The organism is Carboxylicivirga sp. (assembly GCF_982718395.1).
In genome coordinates, this window is record NZ_CEXQWX010000233.1 from 1 (window position 1) to 7,151 (window position 7,151).

Consider the following 7,151-nt stretch of genomic DNA (forward strand, 5'->3'; position numbering starts at 1 on the left):
GTATGAGGGCTTAAGTCGCCAAAATAAACCAAAGGATAAAACTTAAACAGTTTCTCAGTTAAATTGGTTGTCAATTCGACAAATCAACACTTCCTAAATGCTTGTTAATAAGGTCTAGAATCTTGACTATCAAAAAATAACTTTGTAATATTTCACAATTCAATTTGACGAGTGATTTTTTTTACTACTTTTGCCAAAATTTTTAAAATCCAAAAAAAAGGTTCCATGTCATTTCTTGAGGATAAAATCGTATCAGAGGGTTTAACATTTGACGATGTTTTGCTTATTCCTGCATATTCGCAGGTATTGCCACGTGACGTAAAGTTAAATGGCCGTTTTTCTAAAAACATTGTGGTTAATACACCAATTGTTTCAGCAGCTATGGATACTGTAACTGAAGCACGTTTGGCCATTGCCATTGCGCGCGAAGGAGGTATTGGTGTTATCCATAAAAACATGTCGATACATGATCAGGCTAAGCAAGTTGAGACTGTTAAGCGTGCTGAGAACGGTATGATTTACGATCCTGTGACAATTTTAAAAGGTAGCACTGTTGGTCAGGCACTTGACCTGATGAAAGAATATAAGATTGGTGGTATTCCTGTAGTTGATCAATATGGTTACCTGGTAGGGATTGTTACCAATCGTGATTTGCGCTTTGAACCTAATATGGCTCGCTCGATTGATGAGGTGATGACCACAGAAAACTTGGTTACAACCAATCAAACAACAGACCTTGAAAAGGCTGCAGCCATTCTGCAACAATATAAAATTGAGAAATTACCGGTAGTTGATGCTAATAATAAATTGATTGGCTTGGTTACCTATAAAGATATTACCAAGGCTAAAGATAAGCCGTTTGCCTGTAAAGATGAAAAAGGTCGTTTGCGTGTTGCTGCTGGTGTAGGTATCACCGCTGATACTTTTGATCGTATTGATGCTTTGGTAGAAGCTAATGTTGATGCCATTGTGATTGATACAGCTCATGGTCATAGTGTTGGTGTATTGGAAACTTTGAAAAAGGCAAAAGAAAAATATCCGAACCTTGAAATTGTTGTCGGAAACATTGCAACTGCCAAAGCGGCTCTTGATTTGGTAAAAGCTGGTGCTGACGGTGTTAAAGTTGGAATTGGTCCGGGTTCTATATGTACAACGCGTGTTATTGCTGGTGTTGGTGTTCCTCAGTTATCTGCTATTTATGATGTGTCAAAAGCACTGGAAGGCACAGGTGTACCAGTAATCGCTGATGGTGGAATCCGTTATTCGGGCGATATTGTTAAAGCTTTGGCAGCTGGTGGAGATGCTGTGATGTTAGGTGGATTATTTGCCGGTGTGGATGAGTCACCTGGTGATACAATCATTTACAATGGTCGTAAGTTTAAATCATATCGTGGTATGGGATCGGTTGAAGCCATGCAGAAAGGATCGAAAGATCGCTATTTCCAGGATGTGGAAGATGATATTAAGAAATTGGTGCCGGAAGGAATTTCTGCTCGCGTACCATACAAAGGAACCTTGTATGAAGTGATTTACCAATTAATTGGTGGATTAAGAGCGGGTATGGGGTATTGTGGTGCTGCTAATATAGATGAGTTGCATCAGGCACAATTCACCAAAATTTCAAATGCCGGTATGAATGAGAGTCACCCACACGATGTGACCATTACACGCGAGGCGCCAAACTACTCGAGATAATTGATTAATGAGATGATATAGAAGAGAGGTTGTTCTATCTAGAACAGCCTCTTTTTGCTTTCCATCTGTAAAAGATTAGAACGAAAGACTTAGGGATTATCTGTCCAAACAACAATCTCTGTCTGTTTTGGCAGGAGCTTGTCAGGTTTTGCTTCTGCTTTGTACTATATAAAGATTGAAGTTGCCCTTGCAGAAGGTCGATTTTATACTCCTATAAGGTCGATTGAGAAGCAAATTGCCTTAAAAATTATTTGGTTGAAAGCCTCTTTTTATGTTTTTAAAGGTCAATTATGACCTTGATAAAGCTGGCTATTGATGTTAAAAGGGTCGATCACAAGCCTATGAAGTGTCAAAATTTCATCTTTATCAAGTTAAATGTTCACCCAATTTGGCAGAAGCTTGTCAGGTTTTGCATGTAATTCGAAGAAAGGTAAGGTTATTAATGAACTTCACTAAGATATAAAACGGGCTTTAGGAAGATCAAAACATTGGTAGCTTGATCCATAAACGATCTTCAGGAAGGTCAATTACTTAGTAATAAAAGGTCTGCTTCAACCTTTTTAAAGATCAATAATAAAGCAAATAAGCCCAAAGATGGTCTATTATAGTGTGAAATCCGGAAGTTGTTTCTTTTCCTTTTCCCGCAGATTGCGCGGATTTTCGCTGAAATAAGTTTCTCTCAATTAAGGGAATAAAAATCTGCGGGAATCACCGTAATCTGCGGGCTGTAAAATTCCACGTGAGGAAATAATATCCTGAAGTAGTGCTTGATGTTAATACCTGTTATTGCGATTGGTTATCAAAAAAACAGGAGGTAAAGTAATAAAAGTGCTTTACCTCCTGTTTAAATATCGTGACAGAATAGCTGAGATAACGCTATTAATAAAATTTTTCCACTATTGTATAAGCCCTTTGTGTCATATCAATATTCTGCAATATTTTCAATTTTAAGTGTTCAGGATATTCAGGGTTGTTTTTCAAAAAGTTCTCTGCAATTTGATAAGCCTCTTTCGATCCATGTCCACTAAAACTATTACCCAACCAACCAATCGGGAAAAAGATATCACCAGTCAGTTGTATTTCTTCCAGTAGCTCGAGGGTATTAGGAAGGTAATGCACCGAATGCACAGTTCTAAGCGGGTGATGCAGGTTGGCCAACGCGCTTCGAACCCAACCTTCTTTGCTGCGATTTTCCAACTTAGCCAGGGAAAGGAAAAAAGCATCCCGGTCAGCAGCATTGGTTGATAAAGACGGTAATAAAAACTCAAGTTTCTCTTTATTATGCTTGCTCTTCAGCTTATCAATAACATAGATTTGCAGTTCTTTAGCCCGGGGATGTTCTTTGATGCAAAGTTGAGTTAGTAAGCTGATTTGATCATTGTCACTTAGCTGAATACCTTCGATAGACTTAACATCAACTAATATATCTGCTAAAAGGCTATTTGCATCACTGCTCATATTAATGTTACTCCACAGTCTGAACAAGGTTTTTTTATTCGCAATACTGTTTTGTTTTTCCATGCTCAGCCAAAGTGTTTCTTCCAACTTTGGAGTCCAATGATTTCGTTGCGTATCCGGTAAAAATTTCCAGTAACATTGTCTTAGCTGGCTTGAAAGTTGATTTAAAATCAGAGGATTACTTTCTCTTGATAAACCATCTGATAAATATTTCATGAAATTATCTGGATGAATGCTGCCATCCAGAAAATTCTCATATAGATTGATCACCATGCGGCCACGGAGCAATTCATCATCTAAAGAATGGGTGTTCTCCAACCAGTAATTAATCTGGGGCTCTGTGAGGCGCACCAATCCATATCCTTTATCTTCGGCCAAAAACAAGGTGTTGGGTGAATCAATATTATCTGTAACATTTATACTTGCATCAAACATTTGATACTGAAGCTGGCTGTCACCATTTTGAATAATGTTTATTTCCTGAGGCCAGTAGTTTCCTTCCGACGATAAATTGTTGTATTCGGCTTGTTGGCGCAGTTTCCACCGGCTTTTATCGTGTTGTGATGGCTCGAAATAAATCACCGGTCGGCCAGGTTCAAATACCCAGGCATGACTCCAAACTTTCAGGTCAGTTTCGGTGTATTTGTCAATATAACTGATCAGATCATTCCACGATGCATTACCAAAGGCATTTTTTGAGATATACTCGCGAATTCCCAGTTTTAGGTTTTCTTCTCCCGCTATACTTTCGAGCTGTTTCATGACGATAGGCGATTTATGGTAAATAATGCCACCATAAAGCGTTCCGGCATTTTGCAGGTTTTTGAGTTTTTGTCCAACAGGATTGGCTCCATAAGTACGATCAACTGAATAGGCCGGCGGGAAATGTGCCATCAGAAAGCGCAATTGGTGATTCATTTCTGAGAACCAGGGCTGTGTAATTTTATCAGCCATAAAATTGGCAAATACTTCTTTGAGCCATACTTCGTCGAACCAGGGCATTGTTACTAAGTCACCAAACCACATATGCGCAGTTTCGTGAGCAATCAGGTTGGCGCGTCCCAGTTCTTCGTTACGGGTAGGATTCTCATCTAAAAAAATCTTTTCAGAACGGTAATACGTGGCACCCGGATGTTCCATGCCTCCAAACTGGAAGGAAGGGATGGCAACAAGATTATAGGTATCGAAAGGATAGTCATAATCCGTAAAATCTTCAAGCCAATCGAGTGAAGCAAGCGTTTGGCGGAATATTTCATCGATGTTTCTATTGTACTTTGCACTGTCATCAACCATATGGTATAGTCCAATGGTTTTGTCCTGCCAATTAACCGAGTCGTATTGGTACTTACCTGCTGTAAATGCCCAAAGGTAAGTGCTGATTGCTTGCGATGGTGCAAACTCCAGAATAATTCTATTCTCCTTGGCTTGTTTAATGGTTTGCTGACCATTGGCAACACCAGTCCAGCTTTCAGGTAATTCCATCTTAACAGCAAATTCACCTTTTATGTCTGGTTGATCGAAACAAGGAATAGCGGTACGAGCCCTGTCAGGTACAAAAAGAGCATAGAAATAATCAGTATTGCGGTTGAGGGCCGCATCACCTAGTCGGTATTCCACTTTTATTGTGTTAGTGCCTTTTTTCAGATAGGATTTATCCAGTTTTATGTGTTCATTTTCAATGATTGGTTCAGGTACCGCTACATCATTAATGCTAAGTGTATAAAGCTGTTCATTGTCCGCTTTAAAATCAAGGTAAACGGTTTCTTTTGATTTAAGATCAAACTTTATGGTTGAAAGGCCATCAATTGGTTCATCTTCATCATCAGGAACGACGATAGACAGGTGATAGTTGAGGTTCTGAATAATTTTGGCACGTTGTTTGGCGAGTCTTTTACTCACTCCCGGCTCTGGTACTGGTTTATTGTAAATATTACACCCAACCATTAAGGTAAGCAGGAGCAGGACTAGTGTATTTTTTATCATTTTGTAGTGCTTTTAAAACATCTAAAATAGTTAAACCGTTTTTACTTAGCATATCTGATGATGAAATTCATGTTGATGAATGGGATAAAAACAATTAAAGGATTGTGACATTATGGGCCATAATGAATTATTTTTACAAGAATCAATACTTACTAATAAACTGAAAACCATGAAACAATTATTAGCCTTAACATTAAGTATACTGGTTTTAGCCTCTTGTTCAGGTATTAAAACCACATCTGATTATGATACATCGGTAGATTTCAGTCAATATAAAACCTATGAGTTTTATGGCTGGGATAAGAACACAACAGAAGATTTAAATGATTTTGACCGCAGGCGGATTGAAACAGCCTTTACCGAAGAGTTTAAAAAGCGCGGAATGGAGCAGGTTGAAAAAGGAAGCGGTGGTGACTTGATTGTAAGCTTGTACCTGGTGAATGAGAAGAAAACACAGAAGACAGCAACTACTACTCATAGTCCGAACGTTCATTTATACGTTGGATTTGGAGGGTACTATGGCTATGGACCTGGCTGGGGCTACGGACCGGGTTGGGGTGGTTTTAGTACGACTCACATTAATGAAATTGACTATAATGTTGGGACATTGATCTGTTCTGTTTTCGATGCCGGTAAAGAACAGTTAGTGTGGGAGAGTGCTGCATCAAAAACTATAGATGAGAATCCACAATTAAGAAAAAAGAGTATCCCTTATGTGGTTCGATCAATCATGCGGAAGTATCCTAAGAAATAAGTAGTAAAGAAGATGTCCAAACCTTAATTTACTCATCGGTTAGAGTTGAACTGAATGATCTGTTAAGGCAGGTTACCCATTGTTTAATCATTTCAACTCTATTTGGTGAGCTGTATACTAAATACTTTTGGACATCTTCTTATCAGAATCTTGCAAACCACCTTAGTTCAAGTCCTTTAAAATCTAACACTTCGTAGCAAACACCTGCGCTACATGCCGGGCCACCGCGTCTTTCTCCTGCAAACAATTGTAAGGTGTGTTTAGGATTTACTTTATATCGAACCGTCGAGCTTAACCAGAATTTATCAGTTTCTGTGATAAAATCATCGTTGCTCCATTCGTTGAGTATTCCCCAGTAAAACTTTGATTTGAAATGGTAGGTGAGACCACTGACCACATTTTGATTTGAATCGTTCTGTCGTTTAAAGGTTTGATATTCCAACTCCAGCAAAAATCCATGATCTGTTTTTACCTTTTGTTCGAGATTAAGACCCGTTGAAATTCGATCTGACTCACCTTTTAAAGGATCGTTGGCATAATCAGCAAAGAATTTCAGATCAGTATTTTTTACTGTAGTGGATAGTTCGGCAAACCATTCTCTATACTTTAACGTCTTACCAAAATCATTATTAGCAATGGTATGATTCAAAGTGATTAATGTGTTTTCAGAGGCGTTGTAAAAGGCTTCAATCTGAAAACCGCTTTCATTTACCGGTTGTAATACATGTGTACTACGGTTTAACACACGGTATGAATGTTCTTTTACCAGTGCCGGAGGCTCATTAATACCTGTACCAATTACAAAGTTGTCATAGTCTTTCCATTCGGCGCTAACTCCGAACGAGCCTTTGGCAAAATTTAATGCGGCATATATTGCATGACCTTCGTCAACTGTATTAACAGTACTGGCATAGGCTGTATAATAGTTTAAATAGGGCAGTAGCCGTCCGCTCAGTGTTCCCATCGCATAATCAGTACTTCCGGCACTGTTTTCATGATGCATGAATGTGGCACCAATGGTTTGTTTCAGCACTTTGTATTCACCAGATAAGGCAGCGACCTGGTCATCACGCCTTGTATTAAGGCTTTCGGTAGGATTGATTACATTATTAAGCGCCCATCCGTATGTGGCTTTTATACGAAACTTTTTATGCCGATAGCTGGCTGAAGCACCAAGCAGATCGCGATAAAAATATTGTTTGCTTCTGAAACTGATGTCTTCAATAACAGCTCCGTAAATTTCATAGGAGCGAAGTAGGAT

Annotated in this window: 4 protein-coding genes; 2 read left to right on the forward strand and 2 right to left on the reverse strand. The window is 38.9% G+C overall.

Features of this window, described 5'->3' with window-relative positions; all coding sequences use genetic code 11:
* The first annotated feature begins 225 nt into the window (after positions 1 to 225).
* On the forward strand, positions 226 to 1,695 hold the full coding sequence (gene guaB, locus AC4MRQ_RS24010; RefSeq protein ID WP_491200268.1) for an IMP dehydrogenase: 1,470 nt from the start codon (positions 226 to 228) through the stop codon (positions 1,693 to 1,695).
* An 879-nt stretch (positions 1,696 to 2,574) separates the two neighbouring features.
* On the opposite strand, the gene AC4MRQ_RS24015 is transcribed toward guaB, so the two are convergent.
* Positions 2,575 to 5,136: a M1 family metallopeptidase gene (locus AC4MRQ_RS24015; protein ID WP_491200269.1), complete on the reverse strand. Its 2,562-nt coding sequence runs from the start codon at positions 5,134 to 5,136 to the stop codon at positions 2,575 to 2,577.
* Between the two features lie 169 nt (positions 5,137 to 5,305).
* Here AC4MRQ_RS24015 and AC4MRQ_RS24020 point away from each other — a divergent pair, with 169 nt between their 5' ends.
* On the forward strand, positions 5,306 to 5,890 hold the full coding sequence (locus tag AC4MRQ_RS24020; protein WP_491200270.1) for a DUF4136 domain-containing protein: 585 nt from the start codon (positions 5,306 to 5,308) through the stop codon (positions 5,888 to 5,890).
* Between the two features lie 142 nt (positions 5,891 to 6,032).
* Here AC4MRQ_RS24020 and AC4MRQ_RS24025 read toward each other — a convergent pair.
* Positions 6,033 to 7,151, reverse strand: a 1,119-nt coding sequence (locus AC4MRQ_RS24025; protein WP_491200271.1) for a DUF6029 family protein, incomplete at its 5' end; no start/stop codon positions are given.

What these genes read in the sequence shown, in the direction of transcription:
- guaB (WP_491200268.1), top strand. Translation starts at nt 226, where the DNA reads ATGTCATTTCTTGAGGATAAAATCGTATCAGAGGGTTTAACATTTGAC.
- AC4MRQ_RS24020 (WP_491200270.1), top strand. Translation starts at nt 5,306, where the DNA reads ATGAAACAATTATTAGCCTTAACATTAAGTATACTGGTTTTAGCCTCT.
- AC4MRQ_RS24015 (WP_491200269.1), bottom strand. Translation starts at nt 5,136, where the DNA reads ATGATAAAAAATACACTAGTCCTGCTCCTGCTTACCTTAATGGTTGGG.